This window comes from Paenarthrobacter sp. NPDC089322 (assembly GCF_040684895.1).
Taxonomy (GTDB): domain Bacteria; phylum Actinomycetota; class Actinomycetes; order Actinomycetales; family Micrococcaceae; genus Arthrobacter.
This window is the reverse complement of record NZ_JBFBGW010000003.1, coordinates 1-23,511: the sequence shown is the minus strand read 5'-3', so window position 1 is coordinate 23,511 and position 23,511 is coordinate 1. Positions and strand designations below refer to the sequence as shown.

Annotated in this window: 25 protein-coding genes and 1 riboswitch; of the genes, 9 read left to right on the top strand and 16 right to left on the bottom strand. The window is 63.9% G+C overall.

Going from position 1 to position 23,511, the window contains the following annotated elements:
• Positions 1-11: 11 nt before the first annotated feature.
• The 4 genes from AB0N65_RS04140 to AB0N65_RS04125 all read left to right on the top strand — a co-directional run bounded on the left by AB0N65_RS04140 (position 12) and on the right by AB0N65_RS04125 (position 3,503).
• Complete coding sequence (locus AB0N65_RS04140) at positions 12-722, top strand: 3'-5' exonuclease (protein WP_364158090.1); 711 nt, start codon at positions 12-14, stop codon at positions 720-722.
• Positions 723-1,041: 319 nt separating this feature from the next.
• Positions 1,042-1,992, top strand: a complete 951-nt coding sequence (locus AB0N65_RS04135; RefSeq protein WP_364158087.1) for an ABC transporter substrate-binding protein — start codon at positions 1,042-1,044, stop codon at positions 1,990-1,992.
• Positions 1,993-2,004: 12 nt separating this feature from the next.
• Positions 2,005-2,769, top strand: coding sequence for an amino acid ABC transporter permease (locus tag AB0N65_RS04130; protein ID WP_364158085.1), 765 nt, complete (start codon positions 2,005-2,007; stop codon positions 2,767-2,769).
• Positions 2,766-3,503: an amino acid ABC transporter ATP-binding protein gene (locus AB0N65_RS04125; protein ID WP_364158083.1), complete on the top strand. Its 738-nt coding sequence runs from the start codon at positions 2,766-2,768 to the stop codon at positions 3,501-3,503. The genes AB0N65_RS04130 and AB0N65_RS04125 overlap by 4 nt, the downstream gene beginning before the upstream one ends.
• Before the next feature lie 93 nt (positions 3,504-3,596).
• Here AB0N65_RS04125 and AB0N65_RS04120 read toward each other — a convergent pair whose 3' ends face one another.
• From AB0N65_RS04120 to hemE, 10 genes are all read right to left on the bottom strand, one after another.
• Positions 3,597-4,613 carry a glycoside hydrolase family 3 N-terminal domain-containing protein gene (locus AB0N65_RS04120; protein ID WP_364158080.1) on the bottom strand — a complete coding sequence of 339 codons (1,017 nt, stop codon included), beginning with the start codon at positions 4,611-4,613 and terminating at the stop codon, positions 3,597-3,599.
• 366 nt (positions 4,614-4,979) lie between these two features.
• Positions 4,980-6,299 (bottom strand): glutamate-1-semialdehyde 2,1-aminomutase, encoded by a 1,320-nt coding sequence (hemL, locus tag AB0N65_RS04115; protein WP_364158077.1) that lies wholly within the window; start codon positions 6,297-6,299, stop codon positions 4,980-4,982.
• Between the two features lie 63 nt (positions 6,300-6,362).
• Positions 6,363-7,439 (bottom strand): LLM class flavin-dependent oxidoreductase, encoded by a 1,077-nt coding sequence (locus AB0N65_RS04110; protein ID WP_364158075.1) that lies wholly within the window; start codon positions 7,437-7,439, stop codon positions 6,363-6,365.
• Positions 7,439-8,419 carry a porphobilinogen synthase gene (hemB, locus tag AB0N65_RS04105; RefSeq protein WP_364158072.1) on the bottom strand — a complete coding sequence of 327 codons (981 nt, stop codon included), beginning with the start codon at positions 8,417-8,419 and terminating at the stop codon, positions 7,439-7,441. The genes AB0N65_RS04110 and hemB overlap by 1 nt, the downstream gene beginning before the upstream one ends.
• The gene (locus AB0N65_RS04100) at positions 8,416-9,315 is read right to left on the bottom strand and encodes a uroporphyrinogen-III synthase (protein WP_364158069.1); all 900 of its coding nucleotides are present in this window, start codon (positions 9,313-9,315) and stop codon (positions 8,416-8,418) included. The genes hemB and AB0N65_RS04100 overlap by 4 nt, the downstream gene beginning before the upstream one ends.
• Positions 9,302-10,300, bottom strand: a complete 999-nt coding sequence (hemC, locus tag AB0N65_RS04095) for a hydroxymethylbilane synthase (protein WP_364158066.1) — start codon at positions 10,298-10,300, stop codon at positions 9,302-9,304. The genes AB0N65_RS04100 and hemC overlap by 14 nt, the downstream gene beginning before the upstream one ends.
• Positions 10,297-11,520: a ferrochelatase gene (locus tag AB0N65_RS04090; RefSeq protein ID WP_364158063.1), complete on the bottom strand. Its 1,224-nt coding sequence runs from the start codon at positions 11,518-11,520 to the stop codon at positions 10,297-10,299. Before AB0N65_RS04090 ends, hemC begins: the two co-directional genes overlap by 4 nt.
• Complete coding sequence (gene hemQ, locus AB0N65_RS04085; protein ID WP_364158060.1) at positions 11,517-12,218, bottom strand: hydrogen peroxide-dependent heme synthase; 702 nt, start codon at positions 12,216-12,218, stop codon at positions 11,517-11,519. The genes AB0N65_RS04090 and hemQ overlap by 4 nt, the downstream gene beginning before the upstream one ends.
• A 72-nt stretch (positions 12,219-12,290) precedes the next feature.
• Positions 12,291-13,778: a protoporphyrinogen oxidase gene (gene hemG, locus AB0N65_RS04080; RefSeq protein ID WP_364158058.1), complete on the bottom strand. Its 1,488-nt coding sequence runs from the start codon at positions 13,776-13,778 to the stop codon at positions 12,291-12,293.
• Between the two features lie 6 nt (positions 13,779-13,784).
• On the bottom strand, positions 13,785-14,900 hold the full coding sequence (hemE, locus tag AB0N65_RS04075; RefSeq protein ID WP_364158056.1) for a uroporphyrinogen decarboxylase: 1,116 nt from the start codon (positions 14,898-14,900) through the stop codon (positions 13,785-13,787).
• A 159-nt stretch (positions 14,901-15,059) separates the two neighbouring features.
• Here hemE and AB0N65_RS04070 point away from each other — a divergent pair, with 159 nt between their 5' ends.
• Positions 15,060-16,382: a glutamyl-tRNA reductase gene (locus tag AB0N65_RS04070; protein ID WP_364158053.1), complete on the top strand. Its 1,323-nt coding sequence runs from the start codon at positions 15,060-15,062 to the stop codon at positions 16,380-16,382.
• Positions 16,383-16,501: 119 nt separating this feature from the next.
• Here AB0N65_RS04070 and moeB read toward each other — a convergent pair whose 3' ends face one another.
• Positions 16,502-17,701 carry a molybdopterin-synthase adenylyltransferase MoeB gene (moeB, locus tag AB0N65_RS04065; protein WP_364158051.1) on the bottom strand — a complete coding sequence of 400 codons (1,200 nt, stop codon included), beginning with the start codon at positions 17,699-17,701 and terminating at the stop codon, positions 16,502-16,504.
• A 6-nt stretch (positions 17,702-17,707) separates the two neighbouring features.
• On the opposite strand from moeB, the gene AB0N65_RS04060 reads away from it, so the two are divergent.
• Genes AB0N65_RS04060 through AB0N65_RS04050 form a run of 3 tightly spaced genes read left to right on the top strand, consistent with a single transcriptional unit; the run spans position 17,708 to position 19,056 of the window.
• Positions 17,708-18,442: a TetR/AcrR family transcriptional regulator gene (locus AB0N65_RS04060; RefSeq protein ID WP_364158049.1), complete on the top strand. Its 735-nt coding sequence runs from the start codon at positions 17,708-17,710 to the stop codon at positions 18,440-18,442.
• Positions 18,443-18,492: 50 nt separating this feature from the next.
• Entirely contained in the window at positions 18,493-18,717 is a 225-nt protein-coding gene (locus tag AB0N65_RS04055; protein WP_364158046.1) for a DUF3107 domain-containing protein, read from the top strand.
• A gap of 36 nt (positions 18,718-18,753) precedes the next feature.
• Positions 18,754-19,056, top strand: a complete 303-nt coding sequence (locus tag AB0N65_RS04050; protein WP_364158043.1) for a hypothetical protein — start codon at positions 18,754-18,756, stop codon at positions 19,054-19,056.
• Positions 19,057-19,120: 64 nt separating this feature from the next.
• On the opposite strand, the gene AB0N65_RS04045 is transcribed toward AB0N65_RS04050, so the two are convergent.
• The 4 genes from AB0N65_RS04045 to thiO form a co-directional block, all read right to left on the bottom strand.
• On the bottom strand, positions 19,121-19,456 hold the full coding sequence (locus AB0N65_RS04045; protein ID WP_364158041.1) for a 4a-hydroxytetrahydrobiopterin dehydratase: 336 nt from the start codon (positions 19,454-19,456) through the stop codon (positions 19,121-19,123).
• Between the two features lie 68 nt (positions 19,457-19,524).
• Entirely contained in the window at positions 19,525-20,352 is an 828-nt protein-coding gene (locus tag AB0N65_RS04040; protein ID WP_364158038.1) for a thiazole synthase, read from the bottom strand.
• Positions 20,353-20,355: 3 nt separating this feature from the next.
• Positions 20,356-20,592 carry a sulfur carrier protein ThiS gene (gene thiS, locus AB0N65_RS04035; RefSeq protein WP_364158036.1) on the bottom strand — a complete coding sequence of 79 codons (237 nt, stop codon included), beginning with the start codon at positions 20,590-20,592 and terminating at the stop codon, positions 20,356-20,358.
• On the bottom strand, positions 20,589-21,875 hold the full coding sequence (gene thiO / locus AB0N65_RS04030; RefSeq protein ID WP_364158033.1) for a glycine oxidase ThiO: 1,287 nt from the start codon (positions 21,873-21,875) through the stop codon (positions 20,589-20,591). Before thiO ends, thiS begins: the two co-directional genes overlap by 4 nt.
• Positions 21,868-21,985: riboswitch (TPP riboswitch) on the bottom strand. (Overlaps the previous gene by 8 nt.)
• A gap of 27 nt (positions 21,986-22,012) precedes the next feature.
• Here thiO and thiE point away from each other — a divergent pair.
• On the top strand, positions 22,013-22,696 hold the full coding sequence (thiE, locus tag AB0N65_RS04025) for a thiamine phosphate synthase (RefSeq protein ID WP_364158031.1): 684 nt from the start codon (positions 22,013-22,015) through the stop codon (positions 22,694-22,696).
• Positions 22,697-22,744: 48 nt separating this feature from the next.
• Here the strand turns inward: thiE and AB0N65_RS04020 are convergent, their stop codons facing one another.
• The gene (locus AB0N65_RS04020) at positions 22,745-23,413 is read right to left on the bottom strand and encodes a ferritin-like fold-containing protein (RefSeq protein WP_364158028.1); all 669 of its coding nucleotides are present in this window, start codon (positions 23,411-23,413) and stop codon (positions 22,745-22,747) included.
• Positions 23,414-23,511: the final 98 nt, after the last annotated feature.

The window sequence follows — 23,511 nt, the reverse complement described above, 5'->3', positions numbered from 1 at the left end:
AGCTTGAAACCATGAGCACCTGGAACACCCTGCCCCGCGCCGCATTCGACCTCGAAACAACGGGAAAGAACTCCAGAATGGCGCGCATCGTGACAGCGTCCATCAGTGTCGTCGACGCCCAAGGCCAGCTCATTAAGGAGCACGAGTGGCTCGCTGATCCCGGCGTGGAGATTCCTGCGGAGGCCAGCGAAGTCCACGGAATCACCACCGAAAAAGCCCGTGCCGAGGGCCGGCCCGCTGCGGAAGTCACCCGTGAGGTGGCTGCGGTCCTCCAGGAACTCTTCGACGACGGCACTCCCGTCATCGCTTTCAACGCCAGCTACGACTTCACGGTGCTCGCTGCCGAGTCGGCCCGTCACGGGGTTCCGCAGCTAACCCGCTTCCCGGTGCTGGATCCGTACGTGATGAACAAGCAAGTGGACCGCTATCGAAAAGGCAAGCGGACGCTGACCGCACTGTGCGAGGAGTACGGCGTGGACTTGGATAACGCCCACACCTCTGCTGCTGATGCTTTGGCTACCCTGCGGGTGCTGGACGCGATGGCCGGTAAGTTTCCCAAGTTGCACATGCCGGCATCCAAGCTGCACCATTTGCAAGTGGACTGGGCTGCCTCCCAAGCCGCTGATTTCCAGCAGTATCTGCGCCGCAGCAAGCCCACGGCCGTTATTGAAGGTGAATGGCCTGTCCTGCCACCGGAGGACGCCAACCGGGGCGGTTTCTAGGAAAGCAACCAGGGCCGCAACAACGTGCGACGCAAGTCACACAAATTTCCAACGGCTTTTCAGGGCGCTCTCCGAGGCGAGGATTCAGGCGAGCGTGGCACTCCCTGAACACCAAGCCGCCTGAAGCCGATCATCGAGAACATTGTTCGGCGAAAATGATTCAAAGCGATCACTTGTTCGCCTCACCGTGCGCTAACGGGCTGATGACATAATTAAGTTTGGCGGGTTGAAGTCTGCTAGGGCAGCTACACCAATGAGGGCTGCCAAGTTCCCCGCCCACCGCGAAACGTCTCCGTGACCCGATGAAAGTGATTTCTTCATGAAATTCAAAGCCCCTAAGTGGCTGTCCGCTGCTCCCGTAGCCGCTGCCTTGGTAATCACCCTGGCCGCCTGTGGCGGAGGAACCTCTGAACCCGCCGGTTCCCCCACGGACGCTCTGGCCGGCAGCGACCAGCAGACTCTGGACAAGTACACCACCGCGGACGTCACAGCCATCGACAAGATCGATAAGTCCAAGCTGGGACTGGTAACTGAGGGCACCCTTCGCGTCGGCACCCTGTCCGATGCTCCGCCGAACATCTTCATCGACCCGTCCGGAAAGTTCACCGGCTACGACAACGAGCTCCTCCGCGCTATCGGCGACAAGCTCGGCCTCAAGGTCGAATTCGCCTCCACCGACTTCTCCGCACTGCTCTCCCAGGTAGCCAACAAGCAGTTCGACGTCGGATCCTCATCGATCTCCACCACGGACGCCCGCCGCAAGACCGTAGCCTTCACCAACGGCTACGACTTTGGCTACATGGCTGTGGTCACCAAGAACGATGCCAAGGTCACCGGCTTTGCCGACCTCAAGGAAGGTATTCGCATCGGCGTCGTACAGGGCACCGTGCAGGACGACTACGTCACCAACACCCTGGGTTTGGAGCCTGTCCGCTTCCCCGACTACAACACCGTGTACGGCAACGTGAAGAACGGACAGATCGACGCATGGGTTGCTCCGTCCCAGCAGGCTGATGGCCAGGTCAAGGAAGGCGACAACACCAAGATCGCCGAGAAGGTTGTCAACACCCAGAACTTCACCGCCTACGCCGTGAACAAGGACAACCAGCCCCTGATCGACGCCTTGAACGCAGGCCTCGATGCCGTGATCGCCGACGGTACCTGGACCAAGCTGACCAGCGAGTGGTACAAGGACCGTCCGACGGCTGCCGAGCAAACCCCCCAGGGTTGGAAGCCGGGCAGCAAGGCCGTCCAGCTCCCCGCCAAGTAATCCGGGGGTTCCATGGATATCCTCAAGCAACTCGCAGACACCTTCCTTGACTGGGAGGCGATGGGCGAAGTCATCCCCATGATGTTCGCAGTCGGCCTGCCGAACACCATTGTGCTCGCGGTTATCTCAGGCATCATCGGGACTTTGCTGGGCATGGCCCTGGCCCTGATGGGGATCTCCCGGAACCCTGCGGCACGCTGGATTGCCCGTGTATACACGGACATCCTCCGTGGTCTTCCGCCGGTGCTGACCATTTTGGTAATCGGGTTCGGTTTCGGCCCCATCGTCCGGGAACTGACCGGCTCCACCAGCCCGTATCCGATGGCCATCGCTGCACTGTCCCTGATGTCCGGAGCCTATATCGGGGAGATCTTCCGCTCCGGCATCCAGAGCGTGGACAAGGGCCAGCTTGAAGCCTCACGTGCCCTGGGGTTCGGCTACGGCGCGTCCATGCGCCTGGTGGTCGTGCCCCAGGGTATCCGGAGGGTGCTTCCCGCGCTGGTAAACCAGTTCATTGCGCTCATCAAGGAGTCCTCATTGGTGTTCCTGCTGGGACTGCTGGCTTCGGAGCGTGAGATCTTCCAGATCGGCAAGGATGCGGCAGCCAACACGGGCAACCTGTCTCCCTACGTGGCCGCAGCCGTGTTCTATCTGGCCCTGACGATCCCGTTGACTCACTTCGTGAATTGGATCGACGGCCGCCTCCGTTCGGGCCGGCCTGAGAAGAAGGAACCGGACGAAGCTGCAGCCGTTGTTGGAAAAGGAGCCCAAGCATGAGTGAATTCGCTTCCGGTACGTTGACGGCCAGGAACATCCACTTGTCCTTCGGCAGCAACCACGTCCTGCGCGGCATTGACCTGCACGTCGAGAAGGGCACCACTGCCTCCGTCATCGGCCCGTCCGGCTCCGGCAAGTCCACGCTCCTACGGGTCATGAACCGCTTGATTGAACCGGACCAGGGCGACATTTTGCTGGACGGACGATCGGTGTTGAAGGACAATCCCGATGAACTGCGCCGCCGCATCGGCATGGTCTTCCAACAGTTCAACCTGTTCCCGCATAAGACCGTGGCAGAGAACATCACCCTGGCCCTGCGCAAGCTCCGCGGCATGTCCAAGGAACAGGCCCGTGTAGAGGCCCTGGAACAGTTGGATCTTGTGGGGCTGAAGCATAAAGCGGACTCACGGCCGGCCAACCTTTCCGGTGGCCAGCAGCAGCGTGTAGCGATTGCCCGCGCGCTGGCAATGAAGCCCGAGGTCATGTTCTTTGACGAAGCAACCTCCGCTTTGGATCCGGAACTTGTCAAGGGTGTTTTGGCACTGATGACCGATCTGGCAAAGGGAGGCATGACTATGGTGGTGGTCACCCATGAGATGGGCTTCTCCCGCAACGTCTCGGACAAGGTCACCTTCATGGACGCCGGAGTCGTTGTGGAATCCGGCCCGCCGGAGCAGCTCTTCACGGACCCCCGGACGGAACGGCTTCAGGGCTTCCTCTCGGACGTCCTCTAGTACTCAACCAGAAAACCCCGCCTGCCATGCCCACCAGGGATGGCAGGCGGGGTTTCCTGTCTGGATTCCCTGGTGATCACTGCCTCCAGTTGCTCACTGCCCCGACTTAACCCTGATGACCGTGAGCGCGGCGGCATCCACTTTCGCCCGGAATGCCGGATCTGCCTGCGCCTTTTGAACAACGGCCTGATGCATCGCCGGAATGCTTAGGGGATCAGCACAGACCAACATGGTCCCGCCCGCAGCGAAAAAGTTCAGGGCCCTGTCGGCGTCGCTCCAAGGTTCCAGTTGCGCAGCACTGCAGACGTCGTCGGAAAGGATGATTCCTGTGAAGCGCGCATCGTCCCGAAGCATGGACTCCATCACCACCGGAGAGAAAGGTGCGATATTGGCGGGGTCGATCCTGTCGTAATAGGCGTTCGATACCATCACCCATTGCACGCCGTTCTTGACGGCGGTGTGGAACGGCTCCAGGTTGGGATCATCCCGTGTGGTGTCGGTATCCCGGACATTCTTGCTGACGTCGGTATTCGGCACCACCCTGCCAAGGCCCGGGAAGTGTTTTACCACGGGCGCCACCCCGGCATCGGCCATGCCTTGCGCAAAGGCATTGCCCAAGGACGACACTTGGCCCGGTGCATAGCCGTATTCCCGTTGAAAATGCCCGATCGGTGCATTCGACGGGGCGAATCCAAGGCTCGTCACCGTGTCCAGCACCGGTGCCAGGTTGACGTTGACGCCGGCATTGCGGAGTTCCCTACCCCAGACCGACGCATCGCTGCGCAGCTTGGCCGGACCAGCACCGGCTTGGACCACAGCCGTAGGAATGGTTGAAAAACCGGGGCCGGAGAGTACTTGCACGTACCCGCCTTCCTGGTCCGTAGCAACGAAGAGCGGGAGTCCGCCGGTGGTCTCCGCGGACACAGTCCGGGTCAGGGATGAAACCACGTCCGCCGAAGCCACGGCTCCTGCCTTACTCCTGCCGCTCAGGTAGACGTTGCCCACGTGGTACTTGGTCAAGGCCTCCATGGTTCCGGGCTCTGCACCGGTGGCCTTGGCGGCCACCATGAACAACTGTCCTGCCCGCTGCTCGAGGCTGAGTTTGTCCAACTGTTCCCGGGCCGCTGCCCCCGGTTCGGGGGTCGCAACCGGCAGTGAAGATGCGGGTCGTCCAGTTGGAGAAGGGGCCCTCGACGCACTGGCTGAGGTGCTTTGGGCCGGGGAAGGGGTTGACGGGGCGGGCGCACTGTCAGTAGGCGCCGGTCCCGTCGATCCGTTGCTCCCCGAACAGCCGGCCGCCATGGCCACCACAGCTCCAGCCGCCGCAACTTTCAGGCCGAGGGATGCGATTTTTTGGGTGTTGAGCATGGTAAACCGTGAATTCGTTGGGGTTGGGTTTCCACCTACGAGCCTACCCCGGGAGGAACGACAATGCCCGGGCGGTCACGGAGGCAACCACCCGGGGCATCGAACGCGTTAGGCTGTGGCGCCGGCTGCGGCCTTGGCGGCTGCGGGCAAGGCCTCAATGATGCGGTTCATCGCGGCATCGTCATGGGCCGCTGACAGGAACCATGCTTCGAAAACGGATGGCGGCAGGTAGATGCCGGAGTCCAGCATGGAGTGGAAGAACGGCGCATAGCGGAACGCTTCCTGGCCCTGCGCGTCCTGATAGTTGTGGACGCCGCGGGCAGAAGTGCCGAAGGCCACCGAGAACAGGTTTCCAGCGCGCTGGATGGAGTGGTCCACTCCTTGGGCGTCCAAAGCCGCGGACAGCGCAGCGGAGAGTTCCAAGGAGCGCTGATCAACGTACGCGTATACCTCCGGCGTGGCGTTGGATAGCGTCGCTACGCCGGCCGCCATGGCAACAGGGTTTCCGGACAGCGTTCCGGCCTGGTAGACGGGGCCGACGGGAGCGAGGTAATCCATGACGTCGGCACGTCCGCCAAGGGCCGCCGTCGGCATTCCGCCGCCGATGACCTTGCCGAAGGTGAGCAGGTCCGGCGCCCATCCTTCCTGGCGGCCAGTCAGGCCCCAGTAGCCGGCGTAGCCGGTCCGGAAACCGGTCAGGACTTCGTCGAGGATGAGGAGGCTGCCGTGTTCCTTGGTGATGCGCGACAGACCTGCGTTGAAGCCTGCACCCGGAGTCACCACTCCCATGTTGGCAGGAGCGGCCTCGGTGATGACGGCTGCAATGTTCTTGCCGTGGCTCGCGAACGCCGCCTCAACTGCTGCAAGGTCGTTGTATGGCAGGACGAGGGTTTCCGCCGCCGTCGCTTCCGTGACTCCTGCGGAACCCGGCAATGCCAGGGTGGCGACGCCGGAGCCCGCCGACGCGAGCAAGCCGTCCAAGTGGCCGTGGTAGCAGCCGGCAAACTTGATGATCAGGTTTCGGCCGGTGAAACCACGCGCCAGGCGAACCGCCGTCATGGTCGCCTCGGTACCGGTGGACACCATGCGCAGGCGTTCTACGGCAGAGACGCGTTCCTTCACGATCGCAGCCAAATTGGCTTCATCCGGCGTGGAAGCACCGAAGGAAAGGCCACGGTCAACGGCGGCATGCACGGCGTCCAGGACCGCGGGGTGGGCGTGTCCAAGCAGCGCCGGCCCCCACGAGCACACGAGGTCGACGTACTCCTTGCCATCAGCGTCCGTAAGGTAGGCTCCCTTGGCCGAGACCATGAACTTCGGATTGCCGCCCACCGAACCGAAGGCACGGACCGGAGAGTTCACGCCGCCGGGCATCAGTGACCGGGCGCGGTCGAACAGTTGGTCGGACACAGGGGTGTTTGAAGTCATGGTTCCTATTCTCTCAGTGTTTTTCGACGCGTCCGGGGCATCAAAGCCCCAGCAGCAACCGGCTCAGCCGGCAGCGAGCAGCTCGGCAACCCGCGGGGCTACTTCGGTGCCATAAAGCTCGATGCAGCGCATCATCTTTCCGTGCGGCAGTGTGCCGTTGCTGTATTTGAGGTCGAAACGGTCCACGCCAAGGTTTTTCTTGAGGAGGGCGATCTTGCGGGCAACCGTCTCCGGCGATCCCACATACAGGGCACCTTCAGGCCCGCACATGGCATCGAACTCGCCCCTGTTGCCCGGCCCCCAGCCACGTTCCGCGCCGATCCTGTTGCGCTGCTCGAGCCAGTGCGGGAAGAGTTCTTCGCGGGCGGCCTCATCGGTGTCGGCGATGTGGCCCGGCGAATGGGTAGCGATTTGCCGCAGGGGGTGTCCGTATTTGGCCATGGCATCGCGGTACAGCTTGACCAGCGGGAGGAACCTGCGGGGTTCTCCCCCGATGATGGCGAAAATGATCGGGTAGCCGTACCGGGCCGACCGCAGGACCGATTCCGGGGTCCCACCCACGCCGATCCAAGCGGGCAGCAGGTGATGCTGCAGGCGCGGGTACACCTGGAGTCCGTTCACGTTGGGCCGTGTCCTGCCCTCCCAATGGACGGGCTTCTGAGCGCGTACCTTGTCGAACAGCTCCAGCTTCTCTTCGAACAAGACTTCGTAGTCCGCGAGGTCCAGGCCGAACAGCGGGAATGATTCGATGAACGACCCTCTGCCGAGCATGACTTCAGCCCGTCCGTTGGAGATCGCATCAACTGTGGCGAAGCGTTGGAACACGCGGATGGGATCGTCGGAGCTGAGTACTGTCACGGCCGATCCCAGGCGGATCCGCGAGGTGACTGCGGCAGCAGCGGCAAGGAAGACTTCAGGCGCCGATACCGCGAAGTCGCGGCGGTGGTGCTCCCCTACGCCGAACGCGTGGATACCGACGGCGTCCGCGAGTTGCGCTTCGGACAGCAACTCACGCAGTACTTGCGCGTGTTCCTTTGGATTTCCCTCGGCGTCCAGCCCTGCGTCCCCGAACGTGTTCAGGCCCAGCAGGATCTCGTTGTTTCCTACGGGCGCCGTGGGGTCGGCGGGAACTGTTGTCATCAGGACTCCTTCAGCCAGCCTGCCAGTTCGGAGGCCCAGTAGGTCAGGATCGTGTCTGCTCCGGCCCGCTTGATGCCGAGCACGGACTCGGTGATGGCACCCCGCCGGTCGATCCATCCGTTGGCGGCGGCCGCTTCGATCATGGCGTATTCCCCGGAGATTTGGTAGGCAGAGACCGGTACCGGGCTCATGGCGGCAACGTCGGCAAGGATGTCCAGGTAACTCATGGCGGGCTTGACCATGACCATATCGGCGCCTTCTTCGAGATCCAGCTCGACTTCCAGAATCGCTTCACGGCGGTTGGCTGCATCCATCTGGTAGGTCCGCCGATCACCCTTCAACTGGGAATCGACGGCCTCACGGAACGGACCGTAGAACGCGGACGCGTACTTCGCAGCGTAGGCCAGCACAGCCGTGTTCTTGTGGCCGGAGTCCTCCAAGGCCTGGCGGATGACTGCGATCTGGCCGTCCATCATTCCGGACGGCCCCAGCACATGGGCACCTGCTTCAGCCTGTGCCACGGCCATCCGGCCATAGATCTCCAAAGTGGCATCGTTGTCTACGTACCCCTGGGAATCCAGGACACCGCAGTGGCCGTGGTCTGTGAATTCGTCCAGGCAGACGTCACTCATGATCACCAGGTCATCTCCGACCTCGGCTTTGACGTCGCTGATGGCCTTGTTCAGAACGCCGTCCTTCTCCAAGGACGCGGTGCCTCGGGCATCGCGGACCTCGGGGACACCGAACAGCATGATGCCGCCCACGCCGAGTTCCACGGCCTCTGCGGCTGCCCGCTTCAACGAGTCCGTGGTGTGTTGCACCACGCCCGGCATGGAGTTGATGGGGCTGGGCTCATTCAGTCCCTCCCGGATGAAGGCCGGCAGGATCAGGTCCCCAGGCGCCAGCCGGTTTTCCGCCGTGAGCCGCCGCATGGCGGGCGTCGTGCGGAGGCGGCGAGGACGATGGTTCGGAAAGCTCATGGCGTTTTTCCTTCGTTGGCGAATACGGTTTGCAGGGCGGCCGCGATGCCGTCCGGTGTTGGCTCTTTCGCGATTGCTGCCACGGTGAGGCCGAGCCGGGACGCTTCTGCCGCCGTCGGACGTCCGATCGCGACAAAGCGGCAACCGGCCAAGGGGATCAGGGTTTCCGCGATGCGCCGGGCCGCGCTCGGGGAGGCTGCCACCACGGCGTCCAGTGTTCCGGCGTCGATCGCGGTCCGCGCTTCTTCCGGAGTCAGTTCAGGCGCGGGCCGCTGGTCGGAAACCACGACGGCGGCAGGCAGTTCCGCGGTAAGCCGCCGTTCCTGCCGGGCCGGGTAATCGACCGTGTGATACGCGGTCACGGACGTTACGTCCATGCCTTTGGCGGCCAAGCCTTCCCGGAGCGCTGGAGCGGCGATATCGGCCTGGGGCAAAAGCACCCGTAGATCAGCGCAACCGGACTCCTCAGCGGCAGGCTCCCAAAGGGCCACAAGTCCTTCAGCAGATTGGAGGTCGCTTGGGGCGAGCGAAACATCGAGCCCTATGGCTTCCAGGACCCTTCGGGATGACGGACCGATGGTGGCGACACGTGTGCCCGGGGCAAGGAGTTTGTCCGGGGTGATCCCACGCTCGGCAGCCTTCTCAAGCAGGACACGGACGGTGGTGATGCTGCTGACCACCAGCCAATGGAAGTAGCCTGCGGCCAGGCGGTCCAGGGCAGAGTCGAGTGCTCCTTGGTCCTCGGCGCGTTCGAAATCGATCAGGGGCAACACGAGGGGCTCGGCCCCCAGGTTGGTGAGCAGTGAAGCAAGCGGCCTGGCACGATCGGCGCTCCGGGTGATCAGGACCCGCCGACCGGCCAAGCCAACATGTTCCACTGCGTCAGGACGCTGCAAGATCCGCGATCTCCGCGGCACCGGCGGCGAGCAGGAGCTCGGCGACTTCGATGCCAAGCAAGGTTGCTCCAACTTCGGTGAGTCCGTCGGTGGCTTTCTTCTCGCGCACGGTCTTGGTGCCGTCCACCGCGCAGACGACGGCTTCGAGGTGCAGCATGCTTCCTTTGCGGTAGGCGTAGGCACCAACCGGCGCCGCGCAACCTGCTTCGAGCCGTGCGAGGACCGCGCGTTCGGCCGTCACGGCCAGCCGCGTGTCGTCGTCGTTCAACGCCGAGAGCGCCTGGGCGAGAACGCCGTTGGAGCCCTCGGTGGACCCTGCATAACCAGGGGCGTCCTCAACCCTGCATTCAATTGCCAATGCACCCTGGCCGGGAGCCGGAAGCATGACGTCGGTGCTGAAGAATTCGCTGACGGTGTCCAGCCGGTCCATCCGTTCAAGACCTGCGGCCGCGAGCACCACGGCATCGAGGTCACAGGACTTGCCCGGGACGACCTCGTCCGTCATGTTCCCGGGAAGGCCGGGGACTCGGCCGAGCCGGGTGTCCACGTTGCCTCGGATGTCCAGCACTTCGATGTCCGGGCGGGCTGCCCTCAGCTGTGCTGCGCGGCGGGGCGAGCCAGTACCAACCTTGGCGCCGGCCGGGAGTTCAGCAAGCGTCATGCCGTTCCTGGCGCACAAGACGTCCCGTACGTCCACGCGCTTGGGCGTCGCCGCGATGCTGAGTCCCAAGGCAGCGCCGGTGGGGAGGTCTTTGAGCGAGTGCACCGCGACGTCGCATGTCTGCACAAGCAGCGCATCCCTGAGCGCAGCCACGAAGACACCGGTACCGCCCATCTGGGAGAGCGACCCGGTCTTGACGTCGCCCTCCGTCTTGATGTGCACAAGTTCCACGCTGAAGCCACCCACGGCCGACAACTGGTCGGCCGTCTGCTGGGTCTGCGTCAACGCGAGCTTGCTGGCACGCGTGCCGATGCGGACTGTCACTTGCTCGCCTCCGTGGCGGGGTAGGCGTCGTGCCCCACGCCAACCGTGGACCCGACTTCGGCAATGACCGGCTTGGCGCCGCGGAAGTTTTCGCAGCAATTGGGGCGGCACACGTCGTACCAAGGCCCAAGATCCGTAACGTGCGGGCGCTCGGCAATGTTGTCGGTCACGGTACGTTCGCAGATGAGGTCCACCAGGCCGGAAACGAAGGCCGCGTGGGTTCCGGGGGTGGGAACACGAGTGGCTTCCATGCCGAGGTTCCGGCACGTCTCCAGTGCCTCGGTGTCGAGGTCCCAGGCAACTTCCATATGGTCGCTCACGAAGCCCAACGGCACGATGACCACGCCACGGACACCCGTGGGGGCGATTTCTTCCAGGTGGTCGTTGATGTCCGGTTCCAGCCACGGGATGTGCGGGGCACCGGAGCGGGACTGGTAGACGAGGTCCCATGCAACATGAGGAGCTACCACGTCCATGATGGCTTGGGCATTTGCCAGGTGCTGCGCGGCGTAGGCCGATCCCTCGGCAAATGCGCGCGGCTCGTCGTCGGACTTGCCTGCAGCTTCGGCGTCCCTCGTGGGGATTGAGTGCGTGGCGAACAGCACACGGATTTTCGAGTCGGGATCCGTTTCACCGGCCGCGGACAGCTTGCCCCGGATCTCCTCAAGTCCGGCTGCCGTACCCTCCAGGAAGGGCTGCACAACGCCAGGGTGGTCGAAGTACTGGCGGATTTTGTCCACCTCAAGCTTGCCGTCCAAACCGGTTTCGGTGAGGGCGATACCGATGTCTTCGCGGTACTGGCGGCAGCTGGAGTAACAGGAGTAGATGCTCGTGGTGAGCATCAGGATGCGGCGGTGTCCGGCGTCGTAAGCGTCCCGGAGGACCGGCGCGATGTACGGGTCCCAGTTCCTGTTGCCCCACAGGACCGGCAGCTCGATGCCGCGTTTGGCAAGCTCCGCCTCGATCGCAGCCTTGAGCTCACGGTTCTGCTGGTTGATGGGGCTGATACCGCCAAAGGCGCGGTAGTGGTGGGAAACCTCTTCCAGTCGCTCGTCAGGGATGCCGCGGCCGCGGGTGACGTTGCGAAGGAACGGGATGACATCTTCCTGGCCTTCGGGACCACCAAACGAAGCCAGCAACACGGCGTCATACTGCTTCGCCTCCTGGCGTCCGCGCTCGGTGACGTCGTTGCGGTCCGTCGAAACGGCGAGGCCGCTCATGCGAGGACCTCGGCAATCTCGGCAGCCGTCACGCGGCGGCCGGTGTAGAACGGGATTTCTTCACGGACGTGGTGGCGGGCCTCGGTGGCGCGCAGATGACGCATCAGGTCCACCAAGTCAACCAGTTCCGGAGCCTCAAGGCCGAGGATCCATTCCCAGTCGCCGAGGGCGAACGAGGAGACGGTGTTGGAAATGACCTGCGGGAATTCACGGCCGAGGAGGCCATGGTCGCGCAGCATCTTGCCGCGTTCTTCCGCCGGAAGCAGGTACCACTCGTAGGAGCGGACGAAGGGGTAGACACAAAGCCAGGTGCTGGGCTCGACGCCGCGGGCGTAGGCGGGAACGTGGCTCTTGGCGAACTCGGCTTCGCGGTGCACGCCCATGGCGGACCACACGATGTCCGTTCCGGCGAAGAGCTTGCTGCGGCGGATGGACCGGACGGCGGACTGCAGGTCCTCGGGCTTGGGACCGTGGAGCCACACCATGATGTCGGCGTCGGAGCGCATGGCCGAGACGTCATAGCTGCCCCGGAGGATCACGCCGTCCTCGGCAAGCTTCTCCGCAAGGGCTTCGAATTCCCGGGCAGCATCATCGCTGCGCAGGACGTCGGCCGAGCGCTTGAAGACCGTCCACAGCGTGTAGAACTGTTCTTCGGTTCCAGCAGTTTTAGTGACAGATTCGGCAGAAGTGTGGCTCATGATTCAAGTTTGCCCCGTGCCAGCCACTAAGTCGAAACGGATCAGTTCTACAAGACGTAGAAGTGACACAAATCACGGAAATGAAGGTTTTCCGACGGTTACCCCGGCAAGCTGGGCGCGGGTATCTGCCACCACGGCGGCCAGGCCATTGCCCGCCAGCCAACCACCCACAATGGTCAAACCATCGGCAGCGGAACATACTTCGCGCACTCGCGCTACGCGCTGTTTATGACCGACGGCGGCAAACGGTAACGCCCCTGCCCAGCGCACCACATCCCAATCCAGGATGTCGGCACGGGCTACGGGCACAGTCAGCAGCGCGGATGCGTCGGCGAGGGCGGCGGCAAGGAGTTCGTCGTCCTCCATGACGATGTCAGCCGAGCCACCCTCGACGTCCTCACGGCGGCCATACGACAGCCGCAGGACATGGGTGCCGGGACCTGCCTCTTCGGCAAGCCAGTCCCACTTGGCGGTCGCATGGGTCAACGCCTTGGCCGTGATTCCGGGCGTCTGCGGTGCCACCAGGATGCCTGTTCCGCGGGGCCGTCCGTCCAGTTCGGGCAGGTCCACCACCATCGTCACGAGGCTCACCAAGGGCCCCGGCGCAGGACTCAAACCGGAGAACTCCGGTACGGACTCCTCAAGCAGCGCCACAGCGGCCGGACCGTCCAGCGCGACTACCAGCCGATCGGCGTCGTACGACGTTTCACCGGCAGTGACCCGCCACCCCCTGCCCGACCGGGAAACTTTGTCTACATGCTTGCCGCTCAACAGCTGCACGCCCCGATCCCGCAAGTCCGCGACCAGGGCGGCCACCAAGGTGTTCATCCCGCCCTTTAAACCGGCGACGGCGGAACCGGCTTTCGCGGGAGTCGTCTCCGCAGTCGGGGCTGCTTTCTCCTGGCCGGCCCTGCCGGGCGCCAGTTTCCGTTGGGCGGCCACCGCGGCGGCCAGCGAACCGTGCGCCCGCAGACCCGCACGCAGCCCCGGCGCCACCATGTCCACATCCAGTAGCCCGGGATCGGCGGAATGGACGCCCCCAACTACCGGCGCAACAAGACGTTCCAGGACCTTCCTGCCCATGCGGGCGCGCACAAGTGCGGCCACGCTGGTTTCCTCGGAGGACGTTCCCAACGAGGCCGGGAGCCATCGATCCAAGGATGCACGGAGTGCGCCCGTGAATCCCAGGGCCCCACGGACTTCGGGGTCCCAGAGGTTGGCGGGTATCCCAAGAATTCCGGTTTTAGGCAGTTCCCGGGGCCCGTCCGGCAGCTGGACCCATGCTCCCCCAGGGTGCGGGAAGACAACGTTGTCTTTCAGACCCAATTCAGCGGCAAGGTCGGCAACAGCGGTGGAGCGCGTGGCGAAGGACTCCGCACCGCTGTCCAGCGTCAGTCCGGCAACGACGTGGCTACCCACGCAACCGCCCCAGGCGTCGCTTGCTTCGAGGACCGTTACAGTGACGCCTGCCACGGCCAGTTCGCGCGCGGCCACCAAGCCCGACATTCCGCCGCCGACGACCACCGCGGCCGGGCCTCGCGATGCATGTCCTCCGCGCATAACTGTCTACTCTGCCGGGATCGAGTGGATGAGTTCCACGACGCGCGTCAGCACGGTGGGATCCGTCTCCGGGGGAACACCGTGACCGAGGTTGAGGACATGGCCCGGTGCGTAAGATCCTGCGGCGATGACTTCGCGGACGTGGGCTTCAAGGACCTCCCACGGGGCCGAAAGAAGCGCGGGGTCGATGTTCCCTTGAAGCGGTACGGTTCCACCGAGGCGTCGATTGGCCTCGTCCAGCGGCAAGCGGTAGTCCACACCGACGACGTCCACTCCGACGTCGCGCATGGCAACCAACAGCTCGGACGTTCCCGTGCCGAAGTGGACGAGCGGGGCGCCCAATCCACGGACGTGGTCCAATGCGCGGGCCGATGCAGGGGCGACGTACTTGGTGTAATCGGCCAAGCCAAGGGATCCCGCCCATGAATCAAAGAGCTGGCCCGCCGACGCCCCGGCTTCAAGCTGTGCCTGGAGAAACATTCCGGACGCATCAGCCGCCCAGTTAGCGAGGGCATGCCACGTTTCGGTGTCGGCGTGCATCATCGTCCGCGGGCCCAGGTGGTCCCTCGAAGGCCTGCCCTCGACCATGTAGGCCGCGAGGGTGAAGGGTGCACCGGCAAAGCCGATGAGCGGCGTCTTTCCGAGTTCAGCCACAGTCAAGCGAACTGCTTCACGGATGGGCTCCAGGGCCTCCCACGTGAGTTGGGGAAGGGCCTTCACGTCCTCGGCCGTGCGGACCGGCTTGTCCAGGACGGGACCGACGCCGGGAACAATGTCCACGCCTACACCGGCAAGCTTCAGCGGGATGACAATGTCCGAGAAGAAGATACCGGCGTCGACGTCGTGCCTGCGGACAGGCTGGAGCGTGATCTCGGCGGCAAGCTCCGGGCGGAGGCAGGAGTCCAGCATGGCCACGCCTTCGCGCACTTTCAGGTATTCCGGCAGCGAGCGGCCCGCCTGGCGCATGAACCATACAGGCCGGCGCGACGGCTTGCCGCCGCGATAGGCCGTGATCAGGGGCGAGTCCGAAGTACGGCCATCCATCAGCGGGTGGTTTGCGTCGAGTGTGCCCGCCGGGGCGGTGGTGGCCGTATTGTTGGATGCTGCCGCACTAGAAGTCATGCCTTCGATTGTGCCGAAAATCCGGGGCAAAAGATAACGACAGGCTGTCACACACCGGGGGCCCTTGAGCCCAAGTGGCGGGGATCACGTCCCGCCGTGTGGATTCCCACTGCGGCACATTGTTCTACCGAGCTACGAAAAAGCTATGATGGGGTTGCTGTGGTTCTTTTCTCATTGGTGGCTACACACGCCGACATCGACCTCGAAACTGTCGCTCAGTTGAGCAACGGTTCCTCTGAGCTTGCCTCCGCGGCCCTGTCAGGATCCCCGGTGGTCTCCGGAGCCGTCGTCCTCGCCACCTGCAACAGGTACGAGATTTATGGTGAAACCGCCAACGGCGCCGACCTCGAAGCCGCACGCTCCGCCCTTGTTTCGCAGATCAGTGATTTGAGCGGCCTCAACGAGCAACTCGTTTCGCGGTCGTTCAGCACTCACACAGGCCCGGATGTCACCCGCCACCTCTTCGCCGTCAGCGCCGGCTTGGACTCGGCGGTGGTGGGAGAACGTGAAATCGCCGGCCAGGTCCGCCGGGCACTGATTACCGCCCAGCAGGAAGGCACCGCCAGCTCCGGCCTCGTCCGGCTTTTCCAAGCGGCTTCCAAGACCGCAAAGGACGTTGGCGCCCAAACGGCCCTCGGTTCCCGGGGGCTCTCCATCGTGTCCGTTGCCCTGGACCTTGCCACCGACCTCTCGGAAAGCGAGGATTGGTCCGCCAAGAAGGTCGTGGTGTTCGGCACCGGAGCCTACGCAGGTGCCACTATGTCCTTGTTGCGCGAACGCGGCTGTACGGACGTCTCCGTCTACTCCTCATCCGGCCGTGCCCAAGGTTTTGTGGCCACCCGGGGCGGAACGGCCCTCGACGCCGACACCCTTCCCGCGGCTGTTGCCGCCGCTGACGTCATGATCGGCTGCAGTGGATCGGACACGCGCGTCGAAGCGGACGACCTCGCCCGGGTCAGGGCCACCTCCGGAAAGCCGTTGATCGCCATAGACCTCGCACTGACCCACGACTTCGATCCTGCCGTGGGCGAACTGGACGGCGTGGAACTCCTGACCCTCGAATCCGTGCGTCTGGCCGCGCCGCAGGAGCAGGCCGAATCACTGACCCAGGCCAGCACGATCGTCAACAGCGCCGCCAGCGCCTTCGAAGCAGAGCGCGAATCGAGGTCCGTGGACTCCGCAATTGTGGCTTTGCGCCGCCACACCATGAACGTCCTGGACTCGGAGATGGAAAAGGTCCGTGCACGTCACGGCTGCACCGCCGCTGCCGAAGAAGTGGAGTTCGCGCTCCGCCGCATGGTCAAACAGCTCCTCCACATTCCTACCGTCCGTGCCCGTGAACTTGCGGCCAACGGGCAGCAGGACGATTACGTCGCGGCCTTGGAAGCCCTGTACGGCATCCAGGTGGAACAGCCCCAGGCTCCCGCACCGGCTGCCGAGTGCCCGGTGGATCACGAGCAGCTGCGCTCCGAAAGCGCCTGAAACAAACCGGCCACCGGCCCTCGAAGGAGCCCGGTGCCCTGGTTGCAACCCAGCGCGCTGACCAGGTCGCGCTGAAAAAGGTTCTGACAGGCAACCTGGGCTCCAACAGGCAACGTTTCCTAGTAGACCGGCTTCTGCGGTTCGACTTCCCGTACCCAGGCGAGGATGCCGCCGTCGAGATGGCTGACCCGGGTGTACCCGGCCTTCCGCGCCGCCTCAAGCACCGTGGCCGAGCGCGTACCGCCCTTGCAATGGAAAATGATGTCCTTGTCCTGCGGCAGCTCCACCCACGCTTCACCGGACAGGATCCGGCCCTGTGGAATCAGCACTGAACCGTCGATGCTGACGATGCTGTGCTCACCCGATTCGCGGACATCCACCAGCTCGAAGTCCCGCTCCCCTGCTTCGCGCTCGGCCAGCATCCGCTCCAGGTCCTTGGCTGTGACTGTATGCTCCTCGTCGGTTGCCGCAGCCGGGGTCACCCCGCAAAAAGCCTCATAATCCGTCAGTTCCGTAATGGGCCGGGCTTCCGGATCCTTGGATACCTTGATCTCGCGCCAGCTGCCGCCCAAGGCGTCGAACAGGGCCACGCGGCCCAGCAAGGAACGTCCGACGCCGGTAATCAGCTTCACAGCCTCCGTCACCATGAGCGAACCAACGGCCGCACACAGCATCCCGAAGACTCCTCCCTCACCGCAGGAAGGGACGGAACCGGCAGGGGGCGCTTCCGGGTACAGGTCCCGATAAGTGGGTCCGTGCTCCGCCCAGAAAACACTGACCTGACCGTCGAAGCGGAAAATGGAACCCCACACGTATGGTTTGCCGAGAATTGCTGCGGCGTCGTTGACAAGGTACCGCGTGGCAAAGTTGTCCGCGCCGTCGAGGATGAGGTCGTACCCGGAGAACAGTTCGAGGGCATTCGAGGCGTCCAGCCGGACGTTGTGCAGGACCACGTCCACCAACGGGTTCAATTCGGCAATGGCGTTCCGTGCCGATTCGATCTTGGGGGTGCCGACGTCCTTGACCCCGTGGATGACCTGCCGCTGCAGGTTGCTGAGGTCGACGTCGTCGTCGTCCACGATGCCCAGCGTTCCCACGCCCGCGGCCGCGAGGTACAGCAGGGCCGGCGATCCCAGGCCTCCCGCGCCTATGACAAGAACTTTCGCATTCTTAAGCCTGCGTTGGCCCAGCGCGCCGATTTCCGGAATGATGAGATGCCGGGAGTACCGTTCCACCTCGGCCGGCGTCAGCGCGGCGGCCGGTTCAACGAGGGGTGGCAGGACGGTGGGCGCAGGGCGGGCAGCAAGAATTGAGGCCATACCCCAATGTATGCCTGCCGATGCCGCCCGGTCATATTACCCACCGGTACAGTGGTCATAACTGCAAAGGAAAGGCGGCAGACTGTGGCTGACGGCACACGGGCAAACCATGGGGCACCAGCGAAGCACGAACGGACCGGCACCACGCGTTCGGCACGGCTGCCGCGTGACGAGCGCCGTGCGCAGTTGTTGAACGCTGCCTTGGAAGTCTTCGTGTCCAACGGCTTCCACGGTGCCGCAATGGATGAGATCGCCGAAACCGCCCACGTGAGCAAGCCGGTCCTCTACCAACACTTCCCGTCCAAGCGGGAGCTGTACATGGCCCTTCTGGACAGCCATCTGGCAACGCTGACGGAACTGATGCTGACGGCCCTCAACTCCACCACGGACAACAAAGAGCGCGTCAAGGCCGTAATGCGCGCCTATTACAAGTTCATAGCCGACGACGACCAAGCCCATCGGCTGGTTTTCGAGTCAGACCTCATCAACGATCCGGACGTCAGTTCCCGCCTGGAGACCTTCAACAAGACGTTTGCCGATGCCGTTGCCCGTGTGATCGCCGAGGACACCAAACTGCCTCCCCTCGAAGCCCAACTCCTGGGCCGTGGCTTGGCAGGAATGGCGCAGGTCAGTGCCCGTTATTGGCTCGAAACAGACGGAAACCTGGACCTCGATGTGGCCAGTGATCTGATCTATCGTTTAGCTTGGCGCGGAATCAGTCGATTCCCCAAAGAGTCCTAGGCTAGAAATAGAGGACTGACTTAACTCTTGATTGGCTTGGAGGCCTTGCTGTGGAAGTAAAGATCGGCATTCAGAACGTTGGCCGTGAGATTGTGCTCGAATCCCCTTTGGATGCCGACGCCGTAGCCAAGATCGTGGCAGAGGCCGTGTCCAAGGGCTCGGAACTGCGACTCACTGACGAGAAAGGCCGCCAGGTCATCGTTCCGGGCAACGTCCTGGGGTATGTGGAAATCGGCGCCGAGGAAGTACGCCGCGTCGGTTTCGGCGCGCTGTAGCGCACACCGCGGACTGCTGCTGCCTAAGGAGATTTGATGCTTTCACTCGTCGTGGTGGTGCTTGCCACGATCGCCACAGGATTCATCGTGTGGGCGAACGACAAGCGGCATGGGAAGTACGGCATAGCCCTGCCCGCGGGTGTTTCGGCTGCCGTTGGCACGCTGAGTTGGATCATCTTCATTACGGCCGGCATGGGCTACCAGCCCGGCCTCACGTGGATACCGTGGGTCCTTCCCATCGTGCTCGGGACAGCAGCGGCAGTGGCAGTGGTAGTCATCCTGGGCCGCAAGCGCACAGCCCACGACACCGCTGTACTGACCAAGGCGCTCCGGCTCTAGTCAAACCCTCTTGATGGCTGTGGCCACCACCCCAAAGGGTGGTGGCCACAGCAGTTAATGGCTTTCAGGCTCCGGGATATCGCGCCGGTTGCGCTTCTGCCTCCAGTGCGGAGGCCGCCGCACTGACGGCGGCAGCCGCGGCAAGGTCGCGCCCGGTCACTTGGCCGCCGGCGTCGTGGGAGACATAGCGGAGGAAAACACGGTTGTAGCGCCACTCAAGATCCGGATGGTGGTTTTGTTCTTCGGCGATCCGCCCAACCTCGGCGATGAGCGCAAGTGCTCCGGCCGCCGTCGGGGTTTTGAAGACAGTTACCAGCCCGTCCAGGTACCTCCAGTCGGGGAGGTCCGCCAGGGCTGCGTCGACGTCCGCCCTCGGCACCGGTTCTTCCTTGCCGGCCATCGCTTCTCCCTCACCCGGTACTGGCGCCGCCGAGCCTTCCCGGCCCGAATCAGAAGAACTGGCCCGAATCAGAGAAACTCGGCCCGGCCCTCCATGGCAGAGGACGCCAAGGCGTGTTCGCGCCGCGGAATCCGTCCGCCCTGCTTGGCCAGCCTACCGGCGATGACTGCGTGTTTGAAGGCCTCGCCCATGCGCTCGGGGTTTTGCGCGCGGGTGACAGCCGTTGCGAGCAGCACGGCATCGCACCCCAGCTCCATCGCGAGGGCAGCATCGGATGCCGTTCCGATTCCGGCGTCGAGGACAACGGGAACAGACGCCCGCGAGACGATCAGTTCAATGTTGTGGGGGTTCAGGATGCCCAGGCCGGTTCCAATCGGGGACCCCAGCGGCATGACGGCGGTGGCTCCCAGGTTTTCCAGGCGCAAGGCCAGCACGGGGTCGTCATTGGTGTACGCGAACACTTTGAACCCACGGTTCACCAGTTGTTCCGTTGCTTCCACGAGTTCCACGGCATCGGGGAGCAGTGTGTGCTCATCGGCAATGACTTCCAGCTTCACCCAATCGGTTTCGAGTGCTTCGCGAGCCAGTTCCGCCGTCATGACAGCGTCCTTGGCCGTGAAACAACCTGCAGTGTTGGGCAGGACCCTGATGCCGTGATCCACCAGGAGTTGGAACAGCGAGCCGGTCTCCGCCGGCGAATAGCGCCGCATGGCCACCGTGGTGAGTTCCGTGCCCGAGGCCAGAAGTGCGGCACCCAAACCATCCAGGCTCGGTGCGCCTCCTGTGCCCATGATCAGCCGGGAGCCCAGTTCGACTCCGTCAATCACCAAGGCATCGCTCGGTGCGTCGTTTGTTATCAGGGTGCTTCTGGTGGTTCCAGTGCTTGCGGTTGCCATGGTTCAGCCTCCTTGGACTGCCGTAACGAGTTCGAGTTCATCACCTTCGGCGAGTACCGTCGCAGCCCATTGGCTGCGCGGCACCACCTCGGAATTGCGGGCGACGGCGACACCCAACTTGCCGCCGTCGGTCGCCTGGCCGCTGTGGTCGAGGCGGCGTCCGGTGACGGCGCTGACAAGGCTGCTTACGGAAGCACCGTCAGCAACCGGGTGGTCGGTGCCATTGAGTTTGATGTTCATACTGTTTCCTTGCGTGGAGCGTCTATGTCTGCGGGAGCATGGGTTCCGGCTCTTGTTGTGTCCGTCGCGAAACGGTCGGGCCGGAAGATTGCCCATCGTGGATCCTCCTTGCCCTCGATCAATCCGCCGACAATTCTTGCCGTGGCGGGCGTCAGGAGGACACCGTGGCGGAAGAATCCTGTGGCAATCACCAATCCGTCCGCCCTGCCTTCGGGGCCGCATACACGCCCCAGCAAAGGCGCGTTGTCCGGTGTTCCTGGCCGGGCGCGGGCTGTGGCTTCCACCAGTTCCAGTTCGGCCACAGCGGGAACCAGAGCCTGGGCGTCGCGCAGGAGCTGGTAGACGCCACCTGCCGAGACTGCGTTGGAGGGCGCCGATAACCCGTCTTCGCGTTGGGTGGCTCCAATGACCACTGTTCCGTCGTCCCGGGGCACGATGTACACGGGTACGCCGCGGACGACGCCCCGGATAGTCGAGGTGACGAGTGGTTGGAGGTGGCGCGGCACCTTAAGCCTGAGGATGTCGCCGTAGACCGGCCGCAGGGGCAGATTGAGCCCGGCGGGTAACCCGTGGAGCCGCGCTGCGCCCAAGCCGTTGGCCAGCACGGTCTCTCCCGCCTGGACCACGACGCCCGAGTCGAGTTCGACCCCGCAAACACGTCCCTCGTCCCAGCGGAGACGCGTGGCCGTGGCAGTCACCCTGTAGCCGTACTCGGTACCGGAAACCCACGTATGGTCGCCCGGTTCGTGGGCATCGAGCCCGGACATGAGGCATTCAGCGACCTTCCGCGGGTCCACCTGGTGATCCGCCGGGATGTCGAAAGCACACGAGATTTGGGGGCTAAGGAGAGGTTCCCGTTCCCGGGCCTCCCGCAGGGACAAGGGGTCCACCAGCAGGCCGGCGGCCAACTGCACGTTGCGGAGGTCTGCGAGCGCCCGGCGGTCGGCGGCGTCGGCACCGATGGCGAGTGTCGCCGTCGTGCGGTATCCCGTGGCGGTGGCGTCCTGCGCCAGGCTGCTCGCGAAAGCCGGCCATAGCAAGGAGGACTCCAGCATGAGTTCCAGGAGGTCTTCTTCCTGGTAATGCAATTCGCTGACCGGGGCGAGCATGCCTGCGGCAGCGAAGGTGGCGCCTGACGCCGGCGCAGGATCGATGAGGACCACGGAGCGGCCCCGTCGGCGCACCTCGTGGGCGATGCCGAGGCCGATGATGCCCCCACCGACAACGGCGACGTCGGCCTTCAAGGGCGATGGTGGTTCAGGGGTGGGCCGGGCTACGACCATTGGTTTCCTTCCCTACGCCGGTACTAGCCGGATCAGGTCAAGCGGTCGGCGCTGAAGCCCTCTCAGCCGGACGGTCATATGACGCCGCCACGGCTCCCGCAGTACGCCCCCAGTTTAGAGGAACTACTCTGGTTTCCATGACCCAGCATGATGTCCACACCACGGCCCGCCTCTACCTGTGCACGGATGCCCGTACAAGGCAGGGCGATTTTGAAGACTTTGTCGATGCCGCATTCGAGGGCGGCGTGGACATCATCCAGCTTCGTGACAAGTCGCTTGAGGCGGCAGAAGAACTGGAGGTCCTTCAGGTCCTGAACAAGGTTGCACACCGGCATGGACGGCTTTGGGCAGTCAACGACCGGGCCGATGTTGCCAGTATTTCCGGGGCTCCCGTGTTCCACATCGGGCAGAAGGACATTTCCCTCCGGGACGCCAGGCACCTCCTCCACGACCCCACCGTCATCGGCCTCTCCACGCACACACCGGAGCAGGTGGATGCGGCAATCGCGGCCTCCGTCGGACGCAGTGGCCTGGACTACTTTTGTGTCGGACCCGTCTGGGCAACGCCCACCAAACCCGGCCGCGAAGCCGTCGGATTGGACCTGGTCACATATGCCGCGGAAGCGATGAAGCGCGCCGATGAGCGAACCATTGGCGGTTTGCTCCTTCCGTGGTTCGCCATTGGCGGGATCGACCTCACCAACGTGGAACAAGTGGTGGCCGCCGGGGCGAGCAGGATCGTCGTGGTCCGCGCCATCACCGAAGCGGCGGATCCGACAGCAGCGGCCAAGACCCTGCTCGAAGCCCTCGACGCTGCGTAGGCTTTCCGGCGCCGGGCCGCGATACGGGGGCGGGATAGCGGGCGGGCCTCAGGCGGTCAATCCCAAGCCGGACATCCGGCGGCCGTGGCTCTCGGCGAGCTCCGCCGTCAGCCTGCCCACGGCAGCCCGGGCATCTCCCCCGCTCTTGAGCAGGGGTCCCAGGTGCGGGTGTTCCAGCCCGACTCTTTGTGCCTGCGTCAGGGCTTCCCCGACCAGCCTGCGGCCCCACAGCGCAAGGCGCGAGGCCAGGCGGGGATCGTCGGCAAGCGCCCGCCTGAGGAGGAACCTGAGGGCTTCGGTGGCTTGGTCCGCGGAGGCCACGCGTTGGACGAATTGTTGGGTTCCGTCGTCGAGGAACGCGGCCACTGTTCTGTAGAAGTCGGACGAGACGGTGTCTATGACGTAGGCCTTCATGACTGATTCGAACCAGTCTCCAGGCTTGGTTCTTTCATGGAAGTGGTCAAAGGAACGCTGGAACGGCAGCATGGCGTCTTCAGGGTCGATACCCATCTCCGAGAGCCGGCCGCTGATGACGGCGAAGTTTCCGTAGGCACCCACCGCGATCTTTGCCAACACCGCACGGTCCTTCAGGGTGGGTGCATGGCGGGAGTCCGACGACAATCGGCCGAACGCCGACAATTCGCCATATGCCATGGCCCCCAGGAGCTCCGAAGCGAGGCGCCCGGTGGAAGCAGTGCCGTCCGAGGAAGTGCCCATGGTCTGTAAGTCTTTACACGGTTGCTCTGCGAGTAGCTGACAGTCTGGTGCTGTGGCCCGACTTGGACGTGACTCACCCATGGGTTTGCCTCCGCACC

What these genes read in the sequence shown, in the direction of transcription:
- AB0N65_RS04060 (WP_364158049.1), top strand. Translation starts at nt 17,708, where the DNA reads ATGTATGCCTGCCGATGCCGCCCGGTCATATTACCCACCGGTACAGTG.
- AB0N65_RS04110 (WP_364158075.1), bottom strand. Translation starts at nt 7,439, where the DNA reads ATGACAACAGTTCCCGCCGACCCCACGGCGCCCGTAGGAAACAACGAG.
- AB0N65_RS04140 (WP_364158090.1), top strand. Translation starts at nt 12, where the DNA reads ATGAGCACCTGGAACACCCTGCCCCGCGCCGCATTCGACCTCGAAACA.
- AB0N65_RS04050 (WP_364158043.1), top strand. Translation starts at nt 18,754, where the DNA reads ATGCTTTCACTCGTCGTGGTGGTGCTTGCCACGATCGCCACAGGATTC.
- hemB (WP_364158072.1), bottom strand. Translation starts at nt 8,419, where the DNA reads ATGAGCTTTCCGAACCATCGTCCTCGCCGCCTCCGCACGACGCCCGCC.
- hemQ (WP_364158060.1), bottom strand. Translation starts at nt 12,218, where the DNA reads ATGAGCCACACTTCTGCCGAATCTGTCACTAAAACTGCTGGAACCGAA.
- AB0N65_RS04130 (WP_364158085.1), top strand. Translation starts at nt 2,005, where the DNA reads ATGGATATCCTCAAGCAACTCGCAGACACCTTCCTTGACTGGGAGGCG.
- AB0N65_RS04135 (WP_364158087.1), top strand. Translation starts at nt 1,042, where the DNA reads ATGAAATTCAAAGCCCCTAAGTGGCTGTCCGCTGCTCCCGTAGCCGCT.
- hemG (WP_364158058.1), bottom strand. Translation starts at nt 13,778, where the DNA reads ATGCGCGGAGGACATGCATCGCGAGGCCCGGCCGCGGTGGTCGTCGGC.
- thiO (WP_364158033.1), bottom strand. Translation starts at nt 21,875, where the DNA reads ATGGTCGTAGCCCGGCCCACCCCTGAACCACCATCGCCCTTGAAGGCC.
- AB0N65_RS04125 (WP_364158083.1), top strand. Translation starts at nt 2,766, where the DNA reads ATGAGTGAATTCGCTTCCGGTACGTTGACGGCCAGGAACATCCACTTG.
- moeB (WP_364158051.1), bottom strand. Translation starts at nt 17,701, where the DNA reads ATGGCCTCAATTCTTGCTGCCCGCCCTGCGCCCACCGTCCTGCCACCC.
- AB0N65_RS04040 (WP_364158038.1), bottom strand. Translation starts at nt 20,352, where the DNA reads ATGGCAACCGCAAGCACTGGAACCACCAGAAGCACCCTGATAACAAAC.
- AB0N65_RS04090 (WP_364158063.1), bottom strand. Translation starts at nt 11,520, where the DNA reads ATGAGCGGCCTCGCCGTTTCGACGGACCGCAACGACGTCACCGAGCGC.
- thiS (WP_364158036.1), bottom strand. Translation starts at nt 20,592, where the DNA reads ATGAACATCAAACTCAATGGCACCGACCACCCGGTTGCTGACGGTGCT.
- AB0N65_RS04020 (WP_364158028.1), bottom strand. Translation starts at nt 23,413, where the DNA reads ATGGGCACTTCCTCGGACGGCACTGCTTCCACCGGGCGCCTCGCTTCG.
- hemE (WP_364158056.1), bottom strand. Translation starts at nt 14,900, where the DNA reads ATGACTTCTAGTGCGGCAGCATCCAACAATACGGCCACCACCGCCCCG.
- thiE (WP_364158031.1), top strand. Translation starts at nt 22,013, where the DNA reads ATGACCCAGCATGATGTCCACACCACGGCCCGCCTCTACCTGTGCACG.
- AB0N65_RS04045 (WP_364158041.1), bottom strand. Translation starts at nt 19,456, where the DNA reads ATGGCCGGCAAGGAAGAACCGGTGCCGAGGGCGGACGTCGACGCAGCC.
- hemL (WP_364158077.1), bottom strand. Translation starts at nt 6,299, where the DNA reads ATGACTTCAAACACCCCTGTGTCCGACCAACTGTTCGACCGCGCCCGG.